This is a genomic window from Rickettsia canadensis str. McKiel (genome assembly GCF_000014345.1).
Taxonomy (GTDB): domain Bacteria; phylum Pseudomonadota; class Alphaproteobacteria; order Rickettsiales; family Rickettsiaceae; genus Rickettsia; species Rickettsia canadensis.
In genome coordinates, this window is the sequence record NC_009879.1 from 272,129 (window position 1) to 292,202 (window position 20,074).

A 20,074-nucleotide genomic window follows, 5' to 3' on the forward strand; every position below is an offset into this window, starting at 1 on the left:
CACAATATCTAGTAAAAATTACTTTGCTGAGTATCGTAGTAAAAGTTAGGGTATATAGTGTTAAGACTTTTTTAGAGTTGTACAACAATATTTTCTATCTTTTGAAAAGTTTGTATTGCTAGCTTGGTGGTTATAGCATGAGTGAAACACACGATCCCATCCCGAACTCGAACGTGAAACCTCATAGCGCTAATGGTACTATGTCATAAGGCATGGGAGAGTAAGTCGCTGCCAAGCTTGCAATGCAAACTTTTAATTATCTTTCTTGTTATGAGATACTTTTATACTCATAATTTTTATCTTTGTCTATTTTAGTAATGCTTACGCATTAAAGAATAAACATCAATTTACTTCCATAGAATCATTAAAATGTAACATAGAAATTAAAAAGCTGTATAAAGAAAAAAGACGGAGCAATTTATTTTAGTGTTACCAAATGGGATAGTAATTAATGAAGGTATGGGGTTTTAACGTAAGAAGGTTATATTCTACACAATGACACTAAGCTTAGGTGATCAACATCGTATCTATAATTAATAATTTAAGATATTCATAGTAAATTAAGTCATTAGAAATACGATAAAATATGTATTTCTCATAAATACGCTTCTACCAGAAAAATAGTTAATCAAGAAGACTGAATAAAAAAATTGAGAAAATCAGTTTTAAGGTAATATATCTAGAGTTATCGTCTCCATATAAACATGCTCAGCTTTTTAATAAAGCAAAAATAAGTAGTAGAGATCGATCACGGCATAACTCCTCTTAGAAGTTTTTACAACAAAATGACAAATTATATGTTGTGTGATTATTCCTTTTTATGTAAATCAAACGACCGCAGAATATTTAGAATATGATATAAAAATCAATATTGATGAATTTATTAAGTTTCTTAATGGGAAGTTAATTCCTTAAATTATTATTTAATAAATAAGCTGCACTATTCATTTCATTTAATCTTGATATAGTGCGTTTGAATTCTTCACTTCGATTAGAACCTTGATATATTTTATTAGGGTCATCTTCTAAGCTCATAAATAAGAGTATTTTATAGAAATAGGCGTTATCGATAAAATTGATAAATCTAACGACCGTATTTGTATCGTTAGCATCGATAGTATGAACGTTTTGGACTATAATAACGTTGAAATTTTGACAAATATTGACATAATCGATATAGCTAAGGTCTCTTGTAAATAATTCATTATAATCAGTGACTAATATTCTTTTATGCACTTTTTGAAATGATATTTTTCTACCTAAAACCTCAATATTTTGAGGAGTGAAATTAGTAGAGTTCTTTGCACACTCTCCTTCTAGAGGTAATTTGTACGTCAATTCAGAGCTCGTATCCTCATGTACTGGTATGGCTGTGGTGCTGTACTCCGTGTCTCCTATAAATTCCTCTCTATAAGTGAGTTTGGAAAGAACTCTATTATCGCTAATGTCTGTAATAATTTTTTCAAGTTTTTTTTGATTTTCTAGAGTTAAAGGATAAATAATTCTCTCTCCTTTAACTCCTAAAGCTTTATCAAATCGATAATCATGGTGATTATCTAGATATTTAACATAAAATGTATTATTGATTATCTTTATACAAGGTAAGAAAGATTCTCGTTGTAACCCATTTTTGTAAAGATTATTGGGACTCGTGTTAGATGTTATAAAAATAAAAATGTTTTGCTTTATTAGTTTATCAAATAATCTACCGATTATCATCGCATCGGTAATATCCTTAATTTCAAATTCATCTATACAAAGTACTCTAGTGTTTTTAGCATAATCTTTAGCAATTTTTAGAATAATATCTTTTTGATTTTCTGTTTGTAATTTATGCATTATTTTATGAATTTCCTGCATAAAGTTCTGATAATGTATTATTATTTTAGATGCGGTTAATTCTTCAAAAAAAGAATTCATTAGCATAGTTTTGCCACTGCCCACCGGACCGTATAAATAAATTCCACTTTTTAGATTATTTTTGCTAAATATTTGAAGTAGTGTTCGAGGTTTATTAAGCTCTAAGGCAATCTCAGTTAACTCTTTTGATAAAGCAATTTGTTTTACGTCTAATGGTATTGTCACTCGATTATCTAATTCTTTGCTTTCAAAAGTAGTATTGCATAGTACTTAGTTTGTTATAGGTTTTTTCTAATCGGTAAATATAGTTTAATTTTTTCAAAAACTCCCTTTACGTCTTCATATTTTTGTAAACATAGTAAATATTATTACAGTCATCTAGTATTTTAAGTCATATGTAATTTGATAGTTGCTTGTCCTAGTGTGTTGAACGAATCTTCTCAAAATATTTTTTCCATTAGTTCAAGCCCTTTTTATAAAGCATTTTTTAAAAATTAATAATATTTTGTTTAAGTTTATCATTATCGTTTAATATATTACATCGTACACAATCTATTTTTAAAAGAATATCTACCTTATATATTTAAAACTTGTTGCCAATCGCTTTTATTTGCACTAGGGCAGAGGAAGATGGCAGATATTAATATCTGCATGTTCATTATTATCACCTCTTGCATTGGACGGTTAGTAAAAAAGCTAAACCTTCTCTATAAAAGGTAATTTAGTAAGATTCTATGATACTATTCATATTTTTCTATACAAAAGTGTTGCATCGCCGTAGCTGAAAAAACGCATTTTTTCCTTTATAGCATATTTATATAATTTATGCATCTCTTTAAATCCTGCAAAAGCACATATAAGCATAAATAAAGTAGATTTCGGAAAATGGAAATTAGTAAGTAGAATATCTGCTGTTTGAAATTTAAAGCCTGGGGTTATGAATATATCAGTTTCAAAATCACAGGCTTTTACAGTGCCGTTATTGCAAGAACTCTCAAGGGTTCTAAGTGTTGTAGTGCCGACTGCAATAATGCGTTGCTTTTCTTGTTTTGCTTTATTGATCAGTCGAGCAGTGTCAGGAGTAATAGAGCAATATTCGGTATGCATTTTATGCTCATGAATATTTTCGGTTTTTACCGGTAAAAAAGTTCCAGCTCCTACATGTAGTGTTAAAAAAGTGGTTTGTATATTTTTTGCTTTAAGTTTATTAAGTATATCGTTAGTAAAATGTAGTCCAGCCGTTGGTGCTGCAACTGAACCTTCTATACTACTATAAATGTTTTGGTAACGTTCATTATTGCTTTTTTGTGCTTCATGGTGTCTAATATAAAGCGGTAGCGGCATCTCACCGTATTTATCTAGGAACTCAAATACAGAAATATCATCAAGCTCGAATTTTACTTTAATCTCACCTATTGCAAGTTTTTCAACAATGATTACCTTATGATTATCAAAATGAAACTCATCGCCTATATTAAGTCTTCGTGCAGGTTTTGCAAAAGCCGACCAACAATTATTAGATAATCTTTGATTTAAATTTATTGTAATATTAGACCTCTTTTCCAACTCTACTTCTAGGGGTAATTTGTATGTTGATCCGGTACTCGAATCCTCACGTACGTTTGTGTACACTGCGGTTCTACATTCCATGTCTCCTTCAAATTTATCCCTATAAGCGAGTTTAGACAGAGGTCTATTTTTCTCTAAATTTAGCTTTGCCTTGATGACTTTGCTATTATTAAAGACTAATAAATCACCTTCTTTTAAGTAATCTATTATGTTGTAGAATTTAGTTTTAATAGGTGGCGTAGCAGCAATTAATAAATCCGAATGGTCACGTTTACTAGATGGATATTGTGCAATAAGTTCACTTGGCAAATCAAAGTCAAAATCAGATAGTTTCATTTTAGTAGCTAAAAAAATTATTATAACAGCATATTACAATCTTGTTTTTTTGTGTATAGTAAAAATATTATTTATTGCATAATAAAAGGAAATATTTATGAAAATACAAACAGAAAAAATAACGATATCCAATGATATGATTAGGGTTTTATGAACTATTAAGTCGTAAAGATATAGAAAAAAGAATGGGGCTGTATAATATAGATTATTATGTCAATATCTGAAGAAGATAAAAGTAAAATAAAGTAAATATATTATTAATAATAATTCTTTTTTATAGTGCTGAAACGAAGCAGTTAGGGAAAAAATAGATCTTTATGTAAAAAATTACGAACAAAAGTTAAAAGACGTTACACAATACTATATTCACCTTAAAAGCTCTATGTGCTTTTTAACTCGAAAATATTATTAATAGTAAAACGGCTCATACTGACTTAGTTAAAGGTTGAGGCTATTATTACCGCACTTGTTGCATGACTCCTATGTTATTCCTGCGCAGAAGCGGGAATCCAATACAACCTCTAAAAATACTTGTTTTTTTGTAGGTTTATTTTATCATATATGTAATATTATTAGACTAATTATTTTTGATTCGTACTTCCTCGGGAATGATATTGAACATAGGCAACACTGCCTTACACTATCAATCCTTTTACTTGAGAGTTCCATAATTTTTGATAGAGTTTACTATTTTTTAGTAATTCTGCGTGGCTACCGTCATCGATTATGCTTCCTTTTTCAAAAACTAAAATTCTATCCATATTTAGTAAAGTAGATAATCTGTGGGCAATAACTATCACAGTTTTATTTTGCATTAAATATTCCATTGATTCTTGAATTAGGCTTTCCGTTTCACTATCTAAACTACTTGTTGCTTCATCGAGAATTAAAATAGGAGCATTTTTTAAGATAGCTCTTGCTATAATAATTCTTTGACGCTGACCGCCGGATAAATTATTCCCACGCTCTCCACACATAGTATCGTAACCGTCCGGTAAATTATTGATAACATCATGTATATGTGCAGATTTTGCTGCTTCTATAACCTCCTCAATAGTAGCTTCTTTTGTCCCGTATCTGATATTTTCCAAAATAGTACGATGAAAAAGTACTGGTTCTTGGGGTATAAGGCTAATAGCTTTTCTAAGAGAATCTTGAGTTACATTTTTAATATTTTGATTATCTATTAAAATCATTCCTTCTGTTATATCATGTAACCTAGTGAGCAAACTAATAAAAGTCGTTTTTCCCGAACCGGAAAATCCGACTAGTCCTACTTTTTGTTTACTTGGTATTAATACCGATTTATTATAAAATAGATTATTATTATGATGATAATTAAACGTAACGTTTCTGAATTCAATCACACCTTCTTTGATATCTAAAGGAGTAGCATTTTCAATATCCGTTATAATATGTGGTGCCATTAAAGATAAACCTTGGTTAAATGCCCCGATCTGTTCAAACACATCGCCTATTTCTTGGGTTAAATCCCAAATATCGTCTGCTACATTTATACATAATGTTAGCACTAATACGCAATCACCTATAGTTATAGATAATTCACTGCGAAGTACCGACAAATAATAAATCATTATAAAAATCATTATTGAACAAGAAGTCCCAAGAGCATAGCGTAATTTGAACATAAAGAATTGCATAGTTTGCTCATCGGCTATGGCATTTTCTACTCTTGTTTCTAGGTGTTGACGTTCAAATTTATGGGCTGTAAACATTCTAACCGCATTAATGTTGCTAATTGCATCTACGATACTACCGGCAACAAAAGATTGACTTCTAGCATAATTTAACGAGTATTTATTGATTCTATCCGAGAAAAGAACACTAAGTCCTAAAAAAACTGTAATCCATAAAATAAATATCGTAGTAAAAACGTAATGTACCGAATATAAAGCAATTAATGCAAAGACAATAATTGCTAGTTTACGAAGAATTTTTTCACCAAATATCGAAATGATCATCTCAAACGATCTTGCGGTTTCGGTAATGCGATTGCTAATATGTCCTGCTAGATTATCCTGAAAGAATTTATGGCTATGATATTGTGTATAATTATAAAGTTCATTTAGTATTGTCCCTTTTATTACGGGCATAGTCTTTAGATACAAATAATCATATGAACGATATGCTATATTAATACTCTCCCACCAAAGAGCATAAAATACTGCCCAGTAAATCATGGAAGATAAAAAGTTATGAGTATTCTTATCTCTAAAAGATTCAATTAAATCAATGATTTTCTGAAGTAATATACTATCAATTGCTGGAATCATACCGAGTAAAATACAGATTACAGTTAATAAAGTAATTTTAACTTTATCGAATTTTAAAAAATAAATACCTAAGCTAAATGTTGATTTGGATAAAGTAGGGTATTTTATCACGATAATGAACCTCAATTTCACAATAATATATTAATGCGTGTTATTTTAGAGCTTATATTTAATTTAATTATTTTGCAAAAATATACCTAAAAATATTAAATGTATGGAAAAATAATAAACAAGCCTTGCTTCTTACCCTAAATAATGCTACAAAATTCAGACAATAACTTCAAAATCATTGGAAATGCAAGAACAAGAATTATCTAGTAATTTTTTAGAAGAACAAGAAAAGTCTAAGGAAGACCCGTCTCCGTTCTTTGACGTAAAATATATTTGTCAAGCAAGTTTATTAATTACGGATTCTATCCAAAAAGGCTATGATGTAACACAATTGCCCAATGGTGATGTTAATGTTACAGAAGTAAGAATAGTAAATGTTCATTATAATTGGAACTCCGAAAAAGGAAAATTTGTTAAAACTAATCAGATAGAATTTAATAATAGCAAAAGCGTCTAATTAAATCAAATACTGTATTGATGTTATTGTATTTTATTCCTGCGGAAGCGGGAATCAAGAGGAAAACATGAAAAGTTTGTTTTTCATATGTTTATTTCGTCAAACATATAATTTTTACCATATTAAAGCTATTTTTTTGGATTCCCACCTCCGTGGGAAGGATATATTATAATGGAATTTGATCAAGTATTATTATCGAGGATTCAATTTGCTTTTACCATAAGCTTTCATGTAATATTCCCTGCCTTTACTATAGGGCTTGCAAGCTTTTTAGTGGTAATTGAAGGGTTGTGGTTAAACACAAAAAAGCAAGTTTATAAAGAAATATACAAATTTTGGATGAAGATTTTTGCTGTTACTTTCGGTATGGGGGTGGTTTCAGGTGTTGTAATGTCTTATCAATTCGGTACTAATTGGTCGAATTTTTCAGATAAGGTTGGAAATGTCCTCGGACCACTTCTCGGTTTTGAAGTATTTACTGCCTTTTTCCTCGAATCTTCTTTTTTAGGTATAATGTTATTTGGCTTTAATAAAGTCAGTAAAAAAGTGCATTTTATTTCTACGTTAATAGTTGCTATTGGTACTGTAATCTCAGCTTTTTGGATACTTGCAGCCAGTAGCTGGATGCATACGCCTGCGGGTTTTGAACTGCAAGGCAAATGGTTCTTTTATCCTTTAAATTGGTTAGAAATTATCTTTAATCCTTCTTTCCCATATCGATTTTTCCATATGATTACGGCGGCTTATTTAACTACTTCTTTTGTAATCGGTGGTGTAGGTAGTTTTTATTTACTAAATAATCGTTATAAAGAGCATGCTAAAATTATGCTTTTTATGGCGGTGTTAATGGCATTAATCGTTGCACCTATTCAAATATTTATCGGTGATCTACACGGTTTAAATACTCTTAAATATCAGCCGGTTAAGGTTGCAGCTATAGAAGGTATTTGGAATACGGAAAAAGGGGCAGCTTTAAATCTTATAGGTTTTCCTGACGAGGAAGAAGAAAAAACAAAATATGCTATAGAAATACCTTATGCTAGTAGTTTGATCTTAACGCATAGCTTAGAGGGTGAAGTGAAAGGGTTAAAAGAATGGACACAAGAAGAGCGTCCGCCGGTTGCAGTGGTATTTTTTAGCTTCCGTATTATGGTAGGCATTGGTTTCTTAATGGTGTTTACAGGTGTAGCTGGCTTATATCTTTATTTGAAGAAAAGATTATATACTACGCATTGGTTTCAATATTGGTATATATTAATGTCGCCTTCAGGTTTTATTGCAGTACTTGCTGGCTGGTTTGTAACTGAGGTAGGTAGACAACCTTATATAGTGTATAATATTTTAAAAACTATGGATACAGTATCACCGGTACTTGGCAAATATGTATTTATTTCTCTAATTGCTTTTATAGTAGTATATGCGCTCATTTTTGGAGCTGGTATATATTACATAATGCATTTGATAAAGAAAGGTATAGAGGCGATAGATAATAAAGAAATGTATGGAGAGATCAGTTTGAACAACCCATTGTTATAAAATAGTTTTTATATTAAAGGTATTTTGTGTTATTATAACTATATTTATTGAATAATCAAAAATACATTTTTTAAATATGTACTTGGAATATAAAGTTACTATATCTGAAAATGGCAGAATAAATATTCCTGCAAAAATGTGAGACCAATTATATCTTTCTTCAGGAGAGCAATTAATGTTAATAGTTGAGATGAAAATAAAATTTAAGCATTTTAAATATCGGTAAAATCTGAAAATAAAAGTAACATATCATTAGTTGAGTCTTTAATTGAGTCGAGAAAAAAGGAATTTAAAAATGAATAAATGCATTTTAGATGTATTGGCTTTACTTGCGTTATTGAACTCAGAAAATGGAGGTGAGGAAGTTGAAGAATTATTACCATTATCTATCATATGTCTACAGTAAATATAGCGGCAGTGATAGTAGAGTTAAATAAAAAGGTAAATATATCACCGTCTAAAAGTAAAGAAATGATTTCATCTTAAATTATATCATTTGATTTTGGTCAAGCTATAGAAATAAGACACTTTTTTAAAAAAAAGTAGAGCAATTTGGTTTGCCTCTTGGTGACAGAGTTTGTATTGGTCTCAGATTAATCACCGGTTATCCTATATACAGCAGATAAAGCTTGGGCTTTAATTGTTATTAAATTGTAATATTATTTTAATGTGTTAAAAAACTAATGTTAAATTTTGCATCTTATATAGATTTACCGCTTGTTTGGGGTGGGCTTATAGCTACCGCTATTTGTTTATATGTTTTATTAGACGGTTTTGATTTAGGGATAGGGATCTTATTCCCGTTTGCACCTACCGATGATTGCCGTCATAAAATGATCAATTCTATTGCTCCTTTTTGGGATGGTAATGAAACTTGGTTAGTACTTGGTGGCGGTGGTTTATTTGCAGTTTTCCCACTTGCATATTCACTGTTAATGCCGGCTTTATATATTCCTATTACATTCATGTTACTTGGTCTAATATTTCGCGGTGTAGCTTTTGAATTCCGTTTTAAGGCTCATATAGGTCATCGTTATATTTGGGATTACGCTTTTCATTTTGGTTCTATGCTTGCTGTTTTTTGTCAAGGTTTAATGCTTGGTACGTTTGTCCAAGGAATAGAAGTAGAAGGACGAGAATTTGCAGGGGGGAGCTTTGATTTTCTGACTCCCTTTTCAGTGATGACAGGGATAGCATTAATGTTTGGTTATGCACTCTTGGGTGCTACTTGGCTTATTCTGAAGACAGAAAAGAAAACACAAGATTGGGCTTATAAATCTGCTTTATATATTTTATTTTACGTTGCACTTTTTATGGGGCTTGTAAGCTTATGGGTCCCTTTCTTAAATAACCACATCAATCATCGTTGGTTTAGTGTACCGAATATTTACTATTTATCGATTGTACCTATTGTAACTGCTTTAATATTTATTAAATTAATTAAAGCAATCAAACAGAAAAAAGAAGTAAAGCCGTTTATTTATACGACCTTATTATTTTTATTAGGATATTTAGGACTTGCTATAAGTATATGGCCATATATCGTTCCTTATAAAGTTACTCTTGAAACTGCAGCAGCAGCACCGGAGTCACAGTCTTTACTGCTGATAGGAGCAGGGATATTCCTGCCTATTATACTTAGCTATACTTTCTATTGTTATTATATATTCCGTGGTAAATCATCTCATCATCCGATATATTAAAAAATTTAAAAAAATAACCTCTTGTCTAAAAGGGTGGCAATGGTTTATTATTTTATGGCTTAGCGGGTTATTATCCACATTACTTTTAACATATATAGTTAAATTAGTGTTTAAGATGATAGTATAGGTTTGATTTTTTGTTGTCACTCCGTGGCTTGACTACGGGGTCTAGTTAAAAATACTAAGATTATTAGTATTTTTAGTTGTTGTTATGGATTCCGTGGTTAAGCTACGGAATGACACTGAATACATTTTTTGATCCATATAACAAGGCTTAATTTTCTTGTAATGACTTGTGTAAGTATATGACAAAAATCTCAGCATTTATTATTACTAAAAATGAAGCGGCAAGGATCGCAAGAGCTATAAATAGCGTAAAAAATATTGTTGATGAAGTGGTAGTAGTAGATAGTGAAAGTAGTGATGGTACGGTTAGTATAGCTGAAGAATTAGGGGCAACAGTGGTGATAAAACCGTGGCTTGGTTATGTAGGGCAGAAATCTTTTGCTGAAAGTCTTTGTATACATGATTGGATTCTTAATATTGATGCTGATGAGGAGCTGTCTAAAGATTTACAAGATGAAATAGAGTATATTTTTGTGTCCGGAAATCAAGATCATTATTTAGCCTATAAAATAAAGCTTTTAATAATGCATCGTGATGACCGAAAGCCACGGATGTTTGCTCCATTTAATAAATGTATCCGGTTATATAATAAAAAGTTTGCCAGTTTTGCAAATAACGTAAATAGTACTACTCATGATTCAGTAGTATTTAATAAAGATGTTGATTTTACAAATAAAGTTTATTTGTTAAACGAACCTGCTTATCATTATTCAGGTATTTCAATTGAGCAGTTGGTAACTAAAGCAAATTTTTATTCTAGTGAGCAGGCAAAAGATTTAATGGTGCAAGATAAAAAAGTTTCAAATATCCGAATAGCAACTGAAATGTTATGGTGGTTTTTAAAAGCATTTTTTATCAGACGATATTTTGTATTTGGTTTTGACGGGTTTGTAGATTCAATGATTTTTGCATTTGCAAGATTTTTGCGTCTTGCAAAATTAAGAGACAAAACAAAAAATAATTATGAAAGAAAATTTTCACGTTAGTACATTAAAAAACGGTTTGACAATTTTAACATATAATATGCCTTATGTTAATTCGGTAGCGATAAATTTAATTGTTAAAGTCGGAAGCCGTTATGAAAATCCTGAAGAAGAGGGAATTTCTCATTTTCTTGAGCATATGGCTTTTAAAGGTACTAAAACAAGAACAGCAAAACAAATAGCCGAAGAATTTGACGAGATAGGTGGTCATTTTAACGCTTATACAGGTCATGAAAAAACAGTATATTATGCACGAGTATTATCTGAAAATTGTAATAAAGCACTTAATATACTGGCCGATATAATACAAAATTCTATTTTTTCTGAAGAAGATATAGTTAAGGAATATCAGGTGATATTACAGGAAATAGCCCATAGCCAAGATAACCCTGATGATTTAATATATGAGAAGTTTTATAGTAGCGTTTATAAGGATCAGCCGCTCGGTAAATCGATTCTTGGAACGAGCAAAACACTGGCTAGTTTTACTAAAGAACATTTTTTAAGTTTTATAGATAAACATTATAATGCTAGAAATTTGTATTTATCGGTGGCTGGGAATGTTGATCATAATAAAATAGTGTGTACTGCAGAGCAATTATTTTCTTCTTTGAAGCAAGGCATAAAAAGTAGTTTTTTACCTGCAAAATATATAGGAGGTAATAGCTTTATCAAAAAGGATTTGGCACAAACTACTTTAATATTGGGTTTTGAAGGAACGCCATATATTAATTTAGAAAGACTTTACCGAACACAGTTATTTGCTATAATATTCGGCGGTGGTATGTCTTCACGTTTATTCCAGCATATTCGTGAAAGGCTAGGGCTTGCATATGCAGTCGGTAGTTATAATAGTACATATATTGATAGCGGAGTATTTACTATTTATGCAAGTACCGCACATGATAAATTGGAATTATTATGCAAAGAGCTGAAAAATGAAATAACCAAGATGACTGAAAAAGTTAATGAAGAAGAGATGATTAGAGCTAAAACGCAGCTACGAAGTAATTTGTTGATGGCACAAGAAAAAGTAGCTTATAAATCAGAAGAAATAGGGAAACATTATGCAGCTTTCGGTAAATATATTTCACCTGAAGAGATTATGGAAATTATTACGAACATAAAAGCTGATGATATTATTAATACGGCAAATAAAATATTTAGTGGTACTACTACATCGGCAATTATTGGTCCCAGTATTCTTTATTATGAATTTTAAGATAAATAAATGAAAAAAAAATTATATGAAGGTTCGAGTAAAATCTTATATTCTGCCGAAGAAGATTTTTTACTTATAATGGCTTTTTCTGATAAGGCTATTTTAGAAACTGGCAAGACTGTTGATATATCAGGTAAAGGGGTACTGAATAATAATATTTCCTCTTTTCTAATGGATAAACTGGAAATGATCGGCATTGCAAATCATTTTATTGAAAAAATAAATATGAGGGAGCAATTAATTCAATATGTCGAGGTTTTTCCGATACAAGTAATAATATCATCGGTAGCATGCGGTAGATTTGTAAAAGAATTTGGGCTGGATGAAGGATATGTATTTGATAAGCCAATTATGGATTTTAAGGTCCGAAGTCGTGAATTTAAATATCCGATAGTTAATGAGTATCAAATATTAAATTTTGGTTGGTTAACTAGGGATGAAATTACAGCGGTAAAAGAGCAAGCTTTGCATATATATGATTTTCTAAGCGGCTTATTTATTGGTGTTGGAATTCGGCTTGTTGAGTGTAAATTAGAATTTGGGCGTGTGTTTAATGGTGAAGAATCTATCATTATGTTAACTGATGAAATTAGTCCAGATAATTGTAGATTATGGCACATTAACAGTAATGAGAAATTAGGATTTGAATTGCTTGAAAACGAACCTAGTAAAGTTTTTGAATCATATCAGCTAATAGCCGAGCGTTTAAAAGAAAAATAAATATATTTTTTAAGCGGCATGTGCTATTTTGAACTTGAAGAACGCTTTGATGTCATGCTATGACTTGATCACAGCATTCAGAAAAAAGTAAAATAAAGCCTGGATCCCGTGGTCAAACCACAGGGTGACATCGTAAGGCTTATCCACGCGCGGCATTTTAGGTTTTAATAATTTTTTACAGTAGAAAAGATGAAAATACGATTTATTATAATAAGCTTTTTAGTACTAATCTTAGTAGGGTGGGGATATGCTGCCTATAAATTTGCATCTCAAAGTAAAGAGAATATTATCTCTATTCTTGATAAATATGAAGAATATATAACTTATGATTCAATAAAAGTTAATAAATATAGCTTTAGTGTTACTTTAAATAAAGTAATGTTAAAACCTATAGATTTTTATTACGATGAGATAGTTATTAGACACGTACCGTTTTTGAATATTACAAAAATTGATTCTTACGGAAATAATGTAAAAATTACTACTGCTAAGGATGGAGAAAATATTTTTTATTCTCCTGATCATCATACAACAATTTGGTTTAGAAAATCTTTATTTAATAGATTACCTGATTATTGGAAATTAAGTATGAGTGATAGAAAATCAACTCTATATAGTGCTAGGGATGCAGAAAAATTAGCAGAAAGCATTAGTAATTCTGTAATTACTAATACTAAAACATCGGATAATCTTAATTTATTAACTTTAGATGGAAAAACTGTTGTTTCATTTATTTCTGAAAACTATAGTAAAAATTTATCTGATAAAGTTTTTAAATTTTTAAGAGATAAAATAGGAGAGGAAGCTCCTTTTGACTCATTTGAATATGATGTAGGATACTTGGATGTATTAGATGTGCCAACTACTTATAAAGGTCAACTAAAGCTTAAATATAGCAATGAGCTAGTAGCTCTTGGAAAACTATTAATTCAAAACTTTTCTCTAGATCAAAAGCAAGATGAGAATGTACATGCTATTTTTATGCAAATATTAGGCGAATTAGTAAAAGGTAAGCCGTTTTTATTTGCGTGTGATATTGAGAGAAAAGGAAAAGTAAAAAGTAATTTATATAAATTAAATGTAGAAAAAAATAAAATTTTTGATTTTGCTTTAAATATTAAATCTACTATAGAACCTTCGGAGATATATCAAAAGACGGCAGTTGAAGCTTTAGGACGTTACTTTAGCAATGGTTTAAATAAAAGAGCTGAGTTAGATAAAGTTTTTAAACTAAGTAGCCCTATTACTCAAGAAGATGGAGAGAAAATAATGGCGGTTTTTGCAAAAATAAATAATGTCAAATTTAATCTAAAAGGTGAATTTGATCCCGAAGAAAAAAAATTATCTGGTAAAACTAATCTTGTAATGGATGATTTTAATTTTGCTATTGATATTGATATGCCTAATTTAGATAATCCTCTGAATCTAGAAAGCGTAATAAAATTATCGGATCCAAATGCGTTTATAAATAATTTTGTACATTATACTAATAATGCTATTATACCGGTGCTTAATAAAATAGAAGATTCTAAGGAATTTGCTTTAAATTTAGGAAAACAATCTTCAGTAATAGAGCAATACGGCTTTAGGGTAATAGAAGCTTTTAGTAAAAATTCTGAATTACAAGACGGTGAATCTCTAATAGTTGATATAAAAGGTAAAGATGATGGGTTAACTATTAACGATAAAACTATAGATCAGATTTTTAGTGATGCAAGAGTATTAGAGTTTATAAATGCTATGGCTCAAATAGATCAAGAAAGAAAACAAGTTGTCGGTAAATAATTTAAAGTGTTGTCTGGTTCAAGAAATCAAAGTTGTCATCCGTGACTTGATCAAGGGGTCCAGCCTAAAATACTAAAATAATTATTAGCATTTTAAATTGTATTGCTGGATACCGTGGTCAAACTACGGTATGACAGACAAGCAGACTTTTCAAGAGCCATATCGGTAACATCCAATAAAGTGGAAAGCTAGAAAAAGTTTAGAATACAAAATGATAAATATTTCCTTATCCGATGGTAGTGTAAGACAATTTGAAAAAGGCATGACCATCTATGAAGTAGCAAATGCAATTTCAATGTCACTTGCAAAACAAGCAATAGTTGCTGAAATAAACGGCGAGCTTAAAGACTTAAGTACTGTAATTGAAAATAATTGCAAGCTTCGTATTTTAACTGCAAAAGATCCTGAATGTCTTGAGATAATAAGGCACGATGCAGCTCATTTAACTGCTGAGGCTGTAAAAGAGCTGTTTCCTGAAACTCAAGTAACGATCGGTCCTGCAATTGAAAACGGTTATTATTACGATTTTGCTCGTGATAAGCCTTTTACTGTCGATGATTTAGCTGTTATAGAAGCTAAAATGCAAGAACTTGCCAAGAAAAATGAGAAAGTAACAAGAGAATTATGGAATAGGGATAAAGCTATAGAATTTTTTAGGTCAATAGGAGAGCATTATAAAGCCGAAATTATTGCTTCAATACCAACGGATGAGCCGATTACTTTATACAGGCAAGGTAATTTTATTGATTTATGCCGAGGACCGCATGCTCCATCTACAGGGTTTGTTAAGTATTTTAAGCTGATGAAAGTTGCTGGCAGCTATTGGCGAGGTGATAGTCGTAATCAAGTATTACAGCGTATATATGGTACTGCTTGGGCTACAAAAGAGCAGCTAGATCATTACCTTTTTATGCTTGAAGAAGCTGAGAAACGTGACCATAGAAAGCTTGGGCGTGAGCTTGATTTATTTCACTTTCAAGAAGAAGCTCAAGGTATGGTATTTTGGCATGATAAAGGCTGGAGTATATATAATATAGTTGAGCAATATATCAGAAAAAAAATTCGTAAGAATGGTTATACTGAGGTTAAGACTCCTGTTTTAGTTGATAAGCGCCTTTGGGAAGCTTCAGGACATTGGGAGAAATTCCGTGACAATATGTTTGCCTTAGAGGCTGATAACAAGATATTAGCGTTAAAACCGATGAATTGTCCTTGCCATGTGCAGATTTTCAAACAAGGTATTAAGAGCTATCGTGATTTACCGCTTCGTATGTCAGAGTTTGGATTGTGTCACCGTAATGAGGCATCTGGTGCATTGCACGGTTTAATGAGAGTACGGAGCTTAGTACAAGATGATGCTCATATATTTTGTGCAGAGGAACAAATTACTGATGAGACAGTTAGTTTTTGTAAATTACTGACGGAAGTTTATAAGGATTTCGGCTTTACCGATATAAAGGTAAAGTTTTCTGATCGCCCTGAAATTCGTGCAGGCAGTGATGAAGTTTGGGATAAGGCCGAGAATGCTTTGAAAGAAGCAGTAGAAAAAGCAGGGTTTACTTATACGCTAAACCCGGGTGAGGGTGCATTTTACGGTCCAAAGCTTGAGTTTGTATTAACAGATGCGATAGGGCGGCAATGGCAATGCGGTACGCTTCAGATGGATTTTGTATTGCTGGAGCAACTTGATGCTAGCTATGTTGCAGCAAGCGGTGAAAAGAAAAGACCTGTAATGCTGCATAGGGCAATACTTGGTTCACTTGAGCGTTTTATCGGTATATTGATAGAAGAGTATGCGGGGTGTTTCCCGTTATGGCTTGCACCAGTACAAGTTGCTATTGCAACAATTACAAGCGATTTAAACGATTACGCTTTAGCAGTACAAAAAGCTTTAATTGATAATGGTGTAAGAACAGATATTAATATCTCACCTGATAAAATTAATTATAAAATTCGTGAGTTTTCTAATCACAAAGTACCACTAATTGCTATAATCGGTAAGAAGGAAAAAGAAAATAAACAAGTAACAATTAGAAGACTCGGAACTACTGACCAGCAAGTATTATCGGTCAAACAGTTAATAACATTAATTAGCGAAGAGAATAGTAAGTATCTTTAAGAAAAAAATGTATACTTGTCTACCGACTCTTCATTTACTCGTAGTATATATGAAATTTGGAATTACCTAAAAAAAGAATTGCTAGAGACTGATCCACGCAACAATGCCGGTTCATAATGATGGCTTGGGTATTCATACAGAGAAGTTTGCTCAATTTGACCAATATTTCTTCAACTGATGTGAAAATTACAACTAATCCCATTTCTTTTTTATGGGCTGTTATAAAGCCATATATTTATATCTGATCATGATTTTTGGCACACCCTATTATATATTAACTAATAACTATAAAGCTTTTACTTGATTTATTTACACAAAATGAACAAATTACGTTTGTCCAAAGTTATAAACCGATAGTATGTTTAAATGGCACAATTTATACTTGACTAGGGCTTAGCATGTTCACGATTTTGCTCAACATGAAGTAATCACTGTTTTAATTTACACTATACGTATTAGCTAATTTTTATTATAAAATGTATCAAGCAATTGAATATAAATTATATCAAACTATACTTAGTACATTATTTTCCAGTATGACACTTGCATTATGGCTTTTTACCAAACTTGTCAAAATGGAGCAAATGATGCAAGATGTTTAGTATAATTTATTTGGTATGGTAGCTGATTGTATTAGCAACATCTTTACTATTTTTGCATTTGCAACAAAATAGTGAGAATTAAATAAAATAGACGATTATTACCTCAACGTACACAATTTAGCGATTAAAATTAAATATTATATATGATCGCATTATCTCTATAATACTGAACTTTAGTATATTTGGGATATTTAATAGGAGTATTTGTATATGTAATTTACCTATGTAATCTAGGTGATATTGGTATTGGGGATATAGTTTTTATTATTTTTCTAACGTTGCTATTTGTTGAAAATTCTTGACATGCTACTATCAGAGTTAAAGACCTTTTGGAAGATGTGGTGGCCGTTGTTTATTCTGTCTTTACAATCATGCAAATTTCGCAAGATAACATAGATAAAGAAAATTTAGCTGAATTAAAGATTTCTAAAGGTAAAGAAATATCCTTTGCTTATAAAGAAGGTAGCAAGTGGCTATTGTATGGTGTATTCAGGCGGTGGTAAATCTACTTTGATTGAATTATTGTTGAAAAATTTTAAAGCTTGAATCGGAGATATTATAATTGGTAACCAAAGCTTTTATGATACTTCCTCTAACTAAGAGATACGATATAATTCTTTAAGATATTATACTTTTGCATCGCTCAATCGGCGAGAATATTTGGTATGCAAAAGAGAATGCCAAGCAAAAGGAAATAAAAAGTGTTGCAAGAGCTGCGAATAGCCATGAATTTATTGATAGTTGAACAGCAAAATATAACACCATTGTCGGTGAGGGGTGTAAAACTAAGTGGTGGGCAAAGACGATGGATCGCAATTGTCTGTAACGGATGTGTTTGAGTCTTATTTTAACTGGTGTATAATGTAAGGTATCCTAATTCTATGAAACAAAAATAACTATAACCTAATAAAAGGCATTTGTTACATTTATAATCAAATATTCTATGAAATATTGTTTTTAATTGCCAATCTTTTTCACAAGATGGACAATTTGAATAATTAGAACGTACATATGAGTTTCCTGATACCGGTTCTGCTATAGAAAACTTTCTTTTTCAAACATTTTTGTATTTGCTTACTAATTTTTCTTCCTTCTTTTGATAATTGTGTTTCCATTAATGGTTCTAATTTTATAGCTTGAAAACTATAAGTTGTAAGACGCTGCATAATCATTTTTCCAAGCAGTAATATCTTCTTCAAGATAAGGATCTTTATCATTTATTATATATAAACGTAGATATTTCCCTTTATCAGTTAGGTAATACAAGCTACTCTTCATAAGTTTTTGACTATGACATACGGTATAAATAGAGAATTTTGCATTTTCAATATTTTCTTCTATATAAAGCGGTGTTTACTAAGATAACAGCTAACTATATCAGTAAACACCGTTTTATTGATATAGTTAGCTGTTATCTTATAATTGGTTATTATGCCTAGTTGCTTTAATTTATTTTTTGTTTCTAATGCATTATGACAAAATGTGAATCATATAAAGTATCTTTATTAGGAATTACACTATAAAGTACCAAACTATTTGTGGTTGGGTTAAAAATTTTTATTTAATATATTTCCATTTTTATACGAAGAAGCTGCAAATTGCCAAAGTAAATGCCAAGCTGTATCGTAATTCTTGAATAAGAATTACTTACTTTTATTAAACGATATAGTAACAAGATATATATTTGACATTTTTTAAATAAAATTTACCTATTTCGCTAGGAATGCTGCCTTTTATAATTTAACTTAATTGGAGTGTATGACTAAAAAAGATGAATATTTAGGAATAAATGCCTAAAAATAATAATAAGTATAAAGATAAAAACATAATTGAATTTGTAATAAAAGCAGAAATTGTCTTTCATCTTGGTTACTCAATATTTTAAACCTGCTTTGAAGAGGAGTATAAAATACTGCTCTCCAAAGCAAAGAAGTATATTATACCCCTAAAGCTTTTTTACCTTTAGACTGTTCTTGTTCAACTGTTTGGGTATGAGATTTGGCTTGAGGGATTGCAAGGTCGACTACATGTTCATATCTAACACCGTTTTCAAGTAAAATCTGACCACATTTATTCACTTGAATCACATCTTCTTTAGAGAATTTATTTAAAATAATTTCTGTGATATCATAAAGAAATTTCCAAGATAATTCTATTCTTTCTTGTAATGTTAGCTTTTTATTCTTTGGTTTTTTACTATTAAGAGCAACATTTTTGGTATTATCAACATTACTTCCTTTAGTAGGTAATATATTTTTTTTACGTGCTGCTATTTTTTTATACATTAAAAATATTACTATTAATGCTAAGCAACCTATGGTAATTAAAATATGAATATGAGAATTAGACACTATTTGCTCTTCCTTGTTGTTGAGTTAAATTTTGTGTTTTAGAAAGCATGATAAGCACTGCTTCACCTAATATTAACTAAGCTAGCTATATCAGGAGCTAACTTTACAACTGCTAAGACCGGAAACGGTAATAAGTTAGTTTTTATTGCTCAACTTATAACATTGCCAAGTCCCTCTTACTGCCGGGTATTAATTCCTACTATTTTTTACATTACTTGCAATTTCTGTAGCTTTTGCCACTGCTTTACATAAATAAGGATTCTATCTTTGCAGCAAAAGAAGCTTTTGGATTTTAATACT

15 protein-coding genes, 1 rRNA gene and 2 pseudogenes are annotated in these 20,074 nt (G+C 30.7%); 12 read left to right on the top strand and 6 right to left on the bottom strand.

Features of this window, described 5'->3' with window-relative positions; translation table 11 throughout:
• Positions 1 to 122 precede the first annotated feature (122 nt).
• Positions 123 to 237 (top strand): 5S ribosomal RNA (gene rrf / locus A1E_RS01115).
• 666 nt (positions 238 to 903) lie between these two features.
• Here the strand turns inward: rrf and zapE are convergent.
• The 3 genes from zapE to A1E_RS01130 all read right to left on the bottom strand — a co-directional run bounded on the left by zapE (position 904) and on the right by A1E_RS01130 (position 6,170).
• Positions 904 to 2,085 carry a cell division protein ZapE gene (zapE, locus tag A1E_RS01120; protein ID WP_012148388.1) on the bottom strand — a complete coding sequence of 394 codons (1,182 nt, stop codon included), beginning with the start codon at positions 2,083 to 2,085 and terminating at the stop codon, positions 904 to 906.
• A gap of 519 nt (positions 2,086 to 2,604) precedes the next feature.
• Entirely contained in the window at positions 2,605 to 3,765 is a 1,161-nt protein-coding gene (gene queA / locus A1E_RS01125) for a tRNA preQ1(34) S-adenosylmethionine ribosyltransferase-isomerase QueA (protein ID WP_012148389.1), read from the bottom strand.
• A gap of 635 nt (positions 3,766 to 4,400) precedes the next feature.
• Positions 4,401 to 6,170 (bottom strand): ABC transporter ATP-binding protein, encoded by a 1,770-nt coding sequence (locus tag A1E_RS01130; RefSeq protein ID WP_012148390.1) that lies wholly within the window; start codon positions 6,168 to 6,170, stop codon positions 4,401 to 4,403.
• A gap of 184 nt (positions 6,171 to 6,354) precedes the next feature.
• On the opposite strand from A1E_RS01130, the gene A1E_RS01135 reads away from it, so the two are divergent.
• From A1E_RS01135 to A1E_RS06435, 11 genes and pseudogenes are all read left to right on the top strand, one after another.
• The gene (locus A1E_RS01135) at positions 6,355 to 6,627 is read left to right on the top strand and encodes a DUF2671 domain-containing protein (RefSeq protein WP_012148391.1); all 273 of its coding nucleotides are present in this window, start codon (positions 6,355 to 6,357) and stop codon (positions 6,625 to 6,627) included.
• A gap of 171 nt (positions 6,628 to 6,798) precedes the next feature.
• The gene (locus tag A1E_RS01140; protein ID WP_012148392.1) at positions 6,799 to 8,163 is read left to right on the top strand and encodes a cytochrome ubiquinol oxidase subunit I; all 1,365 of its coding nucleotides are present in this window, start codon (positions 6,799 to 6,801) and stop codon (positions 8,161 to 8,163) included.
• A gap of 76 nt (positions 8,164 to 8,239) precedes the next feature.
• Positions 8,240 to 8,466, top strand: a pseudogene (locus tag A1E_RS07230) (AbrB/MazE/SpoVT family DNA-binding domain-containing protein).
• Positions 8,459 to 8,839 (top strand): annotated as a pseudogene (locus tag A1E_RS07390) (PIN domain-containing protein). Before A1E_RS07230 ends, A1E_RS07390 begins: the two co-directional pseudogenes overlap by 8 nt.
• A 7-nt stretch (positions 8,840 to 8,846) precedes the next feature.
• The gene (gene cydB / locus A1E_RS01145; protein WP_012148393.1) at positions 8,847 to 9,866 is read left to right on the top strand and encodes a cytochrome d ubiquinol oxidase subunit II; all 1,020 of its coding nucleotides are present in this window, start codon (positions 8,847 to 8,849) and stop codon (positions 9,864 to 9,866) included.
• Between the two features lie 293 nt (positions 9,867 to 10,159).
• Entirely contained in the window at positions 10,160 to 10,978 is an 819-nt protein-coding gene (locus A1E_RS01150) for a glycosyltransferase family 2 protein (RefSeq protein ID WP_041405224.1), read from the top strand.
• Entirely contained in the window at positions 10,956 to 12,197 is a 1,242-nt protein-coding gene (locus A1E_RS01155) for a M16 family metallopeptidase (protein ID WP_012148395.1), read from the top strand. Before A1E_RS01150 ends, A1E_RS01155 begins: the two co-directional genes overlap by 23 nt.
• A 9-nt stretch (positions 12,198 to 12,206) precedes the next feature.
• Positions 12,207 to 12,917: a phosphoribosylaminoimidazolesuccinocarboxamide synthase gene (locus A1E_RS01160; protein ID WP_001911859.1), complete on the top strand. Its 711-nt coding sequence runs from the start codon at positions 12,207 to 12,209 to the stop codon at positions 12,915 to 12,917.
• A gap of 189 nt (positions 12,918 to 13,106) precedes the next feature.
• Positions 13,107 to 14,702 (top strand): hypothetical protein, encoded by a 1,596-nt coding sequence (locus A1E_RS01165; protein WP_012148396.1) that lies wholly within the window; start codon positions 13,107 to 13,109, stop codon positions 14,700 to 14,702.
• A gap of 211 nt (positions 14,703 to 14,913) precedes the next feature.
• Positions 14,914 to 16,821: a threonine--tRNA ligase gene (thrS, locus tag A1E_RS01170; RefSeq protein WP_012148397.1), complete on the top strand. Its 1,908-nt coding sequence runs from the start codon at positions 14,914 to 14,916 to the stop codon at positions 16,819 to 16,821.
• A 931-nt stretch (positions 16,822 to 17,752) separates the two neighbouring features.
• The gene (locus A1E_RS06435) at positions 17,753 to 17,926 is read left to right on the top strand and encodes a hypothetical protein (RefSeq protein WP_196792446.1); all 174 of its coding nucleotides are present in this window, start codon (positions 17,753 to 17,755) and stop codon (positions 17,924 to 17,926) included.
• 344 nt (positions 17,927 to 18,270) lie between these two features.
• Here the strand turns inward: A1E_RS06435 and A1E_RS07395 are convergent, their stop codons facing one another.
• The 3 genes from A1E_RS07395 to A1E_RS01180 form a co-directional block, all read right to left on the bottom strand.
• Positions 18,271 to 18,462: a DUF2310 family Zn-ribbon-containing protein gene (locus A1E_RS07395; protein ID WP_231259272.1), complete on the bottom strand. Its 192-nt coding sequence runs from the start codon at positions 18,460 to 18,462 to the stop codon at positions 18,271 to 18,273.
• Between the two features lie 104 nt (positions 18,463 to 18,566).
• The gene (locus tag A1E_RS07065; protein WP_269146061.1) at positions 18,567 to 18,701 is read right to left on the bottom strand and encodes a hypothetical protein; all 135 of its coding nucleotides are present in this window, start codon (positions 18,699 to 18,701) and stop codon (positions 18,567 to 18,569) included.
• A gap of 659 nt (positions 18,702 to 19,360) precedes the next feature.
• Positions 19,361 to 19,774, bottom strand: a complete 414-nt coding sequence (locus A1E_RS01180) for a DUF2660 domain-containing protein (protein ID WP_012148400.1) — start codon at positions 19,772 to 19,774, stop codon at positions 19,361 to 19,363.
• Between the last annotated feature and the right edge of the window lie 300 nt (positions 19,775 to 20,074).